The organism is Streptococcus sp. SP1 (genome assembly GCF_030440005.1).
In the GTDB taxonomy this organism is placed as follows: domain Bacteria; phylum Bacillota; class Bacilli; order Lactobacillales; family Streptococcaceae; genus Streptococcus; species Streptococcus parasanguinis.
The window spans coordinates 1-3033 of sequence record NZ_JAQFJJ010000039.1 but is presented as its reverse complement, the minus strand read 5'-3'; the positions used below and the strand labels follow the sequence as shown (position 1 = coordinate 3033).

The following is a 3033-nucleotide window of genomic DNA, read 5'->3' as shown; positions in this document are numbered from 1 at the left end:
AAGTGATATCACAGAGGTAAGCTTCTTTTTTCTCAGCTGGAGATTTCGCTGCAAGGTTGATCCCTACTGAAAGGCCTAGCCATGAGTAAAGTTCTCCCATCTCTGTTGCATCCCGCTCTGTCAAGTATTCATTGACAGTAACAACGTGCACCCCTTTGCCAGACAAGGCATTCAAGTATACCGGCATGGTTGCTGTCAGGGTTTTTCCTTCCCCTGTACGCATCTCTGGAACGTCACCATGGTGAAGGACGATTCCCCCCATGACCTGAACCTTGTATGGGAACAAACCAAGGACCCGTTTTGCCCCTTCACGAACAACTGCAAAAGCCTCGTACAAGAGATCATCTAAAGACTCACCATCTTGGTAGCGTTGCTTAAACTCAACTGTTTTCGCTTTTAATTCATCATCTGTCAAAGCTGCCATTTGCTCTTCATAAGAAAAGACCTTGTCAGCCATTTTTTCAAGGCGTTTGATTTCACCTCGATCATTTTCAATAATTGTTTTTAATAAATTTGCCATTTTTTTCCTTACTTTGAAACTTCCAAAATCTAAAATGTTCTTTTAATTTTAGCATTTTTCTAACATTTTTTCAAGATTAAGACTATGTCTTACAGGACTTTTGAATGGATACTATTCCTCTCAGATCATTCAAAAAATGCCTGCCAAAGCAGACATCTTATAACGTAGAAAAAAACTATTTTAAAGTAGAATAAGTTAAGTGATTCTGTATTGAAATCATAAAGAGTTCTAATATTTAAAATGAATCAAGAATATACTAAAACTTTTCTAACAGCGGAAAGTTTTTTAGACAGCTTTATTTTTAATCCGAATTGCCTCTCAAACAGATATCTTTTCTTTATGCGATGGTTATTCAGACAAATGGTAAGAATAGCTTGCCACAACCACCTCTTCGTGCCAACGAAGTGCATACTTCAATTTCAAACTCATTTGGTTGTGGAGAATATTTTGCCAATGTTTTTTAGGGATAAATTGAGGGACTAAGACTGTGACGGTGTTGCCTTTTTCCTTGGCCTCCTCAGCTACTTTTGAGACAAATTCAACTGTTGGTTGGATAATATCCCGGTAACTCGTCATGACATTTTCAAAGCGAATATGAGGGAAATAATGCTTAAATTCTTCTGCTACCTCAGCATCTTTGACCTTGGTTTCTTCCGTTGAGACGTGCATTGCCACAACATCGTTTCCTAGGCTATTTGCATAACTCATGGCTCCCACACTTACCTGAGTGACATTCCCAACAAGGACAATCACGGTATTGCCCGCATAACTTGTCTTTTCAATCTTACCTCCCAAGCGCAATTGGGCCGCAACTTTATCATAGTGATTACGGATGCTCAAGAACATCCAAAGTAAGAGACCAATAATAGGGAAGAAGGGCCAGATCTCACGCAAACGGAATAATAAGAGGATCAAGACAATCCCATAACAGATGGCTGCCCCGAGGATATTGGCAAGCGAATACTTAAGAAATCCTTTTTGATATTGGCGTTTCCAGTGGATCACCATCCCTGTTTGAGAAAGGGCAAAAGGAATGAAGACCCCAATAGTATAAAGCGGAATCAAGCTTTCTGTTTGCCCATCAAAGATCAAGAGCAAGACGATGGCACCAATCGCCAAGGTTAAAATCCCATTGGAATAGCCCAGACGATCCCCTTTTTCCATATACATGTGTGGCATGTATTTATTTTTAGCCATGTTAAAGGCCAACATTGGAAAGGCTGAGAAACCGGTATTAGCCGCAACTGCCAAGATCAAGGCTGTTGACAATTGGAAGACGTAAAAGAATGCTTTACCGACTGGGGAATTTCCTAAGATGGCTTGGGCCATTTGGGCTAGAGTCGTCACCCCTTTAGCTGGAACGACACCCACCCAGTAATTGAGGAAGGTAATCCCTGCAAACATGATCCCCAAAATCAAAGCCATAATGGTCAAGGTAGAGGCTGCATTCTTTGCTTTTGGTTTCTTAAAGAAAGGAACCGAATTGGAGATGGCTTCAACCCCTGTTAGGGAAGCCGATCCACTCGTAAAGGCACGCAATAAGAGAATGACACTAACCCCTGAAATGGTTTGCCCCACATGAGCAGTTGCATTATAGGCCAAGTGACCCGTCAAGATTTGGATCACACCATAGCCGATCAAGGCAATGGTACTGACAATGAAAAGATAGACCGGAATCATCAACGATGTCGCTGATTCGCGCAATCCCCTCAGGTTCATCAGCATCAAAATCAAGACCAACAAAATGGAAATGTGTAGATTATAAGGATGAAGAGACGGAATCGCTGACGTGATGGCATCTGCACCGGAAGAAACAGATACCGCTACCGTCAGCATGTAGTCAACCAAGAGGCTACCACCAGCGATCAAACCAGCTTTGGGAGACAAGTTCTCCGTAGTCACCATGTAGGCCCCTCCCCCTTGAGGGTAGGCATGAATGACCTGGCGATAAGAAATCGTTAAACTGGCTAGGAGAACCAGGACCACAATCCCAATTGGAATGGACCACCAAATAGCTCCTGCTGATACGGTCATCAAGACCAAGATAACTTGCTCTGGACCATAGGCAATAGAAGAAAGTGCGTCACTAGAGAGCATGGCCAAGGCCTGCATTTTCCCTAGCAATCCGCCTTCACCTTCTGCACCAGATTTCAACGGACGGCCAATAAACCATTTTTTCAATGTTGAAAACATAAAAAACTCCTTGAAAAAAAGATCACGAGGCCGGGAATTTCCTGCCTCTTTTCATAAAACAGGGGTTATTCTACTCCTTTTTTTCAAGACTGTCAACCGAAATTATGAAATTTTCATAAAGTTTTCATTGTGGTCATTCATTCAAGCTCTCTTAGATCGGTCCGCTTCTTTTCAAATTGATCCAGCAAAAAACGAGGCTGGGACAAAAATCCTAGCCTCTCAATTATTTTTGGATTGTCGAGCAAGACGCAGTGGTTGAGTGGGCTCTACTACGCTGATTTCATCAGCTTTTACAGCCCTACTCAACTGTGCGGAGGTGG

General features: G+C 42.3%; 1 protein-coding gene and 1 pseudogene. Both read right to left on the bottom strand.

Going from position 1 to position 3033, the window contains the following annotated elements; genetic code table 11:
- Window positions 1-520: pseudogene (locus tag PCY07_RS10405) on the bottom strand (preprotein translocase subunit SecA); the annotation flags it as partial.
- 348 nt (window positions 521-868) lie between these two features.
- Entirely contained in the window at window positions 869-2713 is a 1845-nt protein-coding gene (locus PCY07_RS10400; RefSeq protein ID WP_014713795.1) for an APC family permease, read from the bottom strand.
- Window positions 2714-3033 lie beyond the last annotated feature (320 nt).

Bases quoted from the DNA above. Each gene is read 5' to 3' on its own strand.
- PCY07_RS10400 (WP_014713795.1), bottom strand. From the start codon at position 2,713: ATGTTTTCAACATTGAAAAAATGGTTTATTGGCCGTCCGTTGAAATCT.